Consider the following 1006-nt stretch of genomic DNA (forward strand, 5'->3'; position numbering starts at 1 on the left):
TGACGTTTTCTCAGCGTGATCGAATCGGATAGCAGGCTATTTCCGAGCAGGAATGATCACATTCAGGCAGACTCGCGGACGAACGTCTGCACCGGAAACGGGCGTGGAGCCTCCGGTAAAAGGGGTCTCACCACAAGATCTCCCACGCCCCGAGGCTCCACTTGATCGCCTATCCTGCCATGCTCGACGTCCCCCGTGAACTGGTCCGCTACGTCGGACAACTGCTCTACCACGAACGCCGCCGCCGAGGCACGCCGAAGGGCTCCAGACGCCTGACCTGCTTCTTTCAGGCACTCTTCGCGCTGACATGGCTCCGTTCCAAGCCCAGCATCCGCCTGCACGGCACGGCGTTCGGACTGTCCCAGGCCACCGCATACCGCTACCTGCACGAGGTCATCGACGTCCTGGCCGACCTGGCGCCCGACCTGCACGAGGCACTGGAACGCGCCGCCCGCAACGGCATCCCCCACCTGATCCTGGACGGCAAGATCTTCGACACCGACCGGTGCCGTGCCAAAACCACCAGCGTCAAAGGCGAAACGATCGACGCCTGGTTCTCCGGAAAGACCGGCGACTTCGGCGGAAACATCCAAGCACTGTGCGAACCCGACGGATTCCCCATCTGGACCAGCGACGTCGAACCCGGCGGAGTCGCCGATATCGAAGCCGCCCGCCGCCACGTCCTGCCCGCCGTCTACCCCTACGCCACGACCATGCCCGTGCTCGCCGATTCCGGCTATCAAGGCGCAGGTCACGGCATACATGTGCCGTTCAAGCAGCCCACCGGCGGCAACGTCCTCAGCATCGACAACCGCACCCACAATTCCCTGCAACGCGCCCTGCGCAGCCTCGGAGAACGCGGCTTCGCATTACTCACCGAACGCTGGACCGCCCTCCAGCACACCACCCTCAGCCCCAGCCGAATCGGCGACCTCGTCCGCGCCGCACTCGTTCTCGTCCACTTCGAACACCGACGAATCAGATGAAACTCAGTGAGAAAACGTCA

Annotated in this window: 1 protein-coding gene; it reads left to right on the forward strand. The window is 63.6% G+C overall.

The window, feature by feature from the left end; genetic code table 11:
• Nucleotides 1–161 precede the first annotated feature (161 nt).
• Nucleotides 162–986, forward strand: a complete 825-nt coding sequence (locus tag Acor_RS00140) for a transposase family protein (RefSeq protein ID WP_246238316.1) — start codon at nucleotides 162–164, stop codon at nucleotides 984–986.
• Nucleotides 987–1006 lie beyond the last annotated feature (20 nt).

Origin of the sequence: Acrocarpospora corrugata (assembly GCF_009687845.1) — a bacterium.
GTDB lineage: Bacteria > Actinomycetota > Actinomycetes > Streptosporangiales > Streptosporangiaceae > Acrocarpospora > Acrocarpospora corrugata.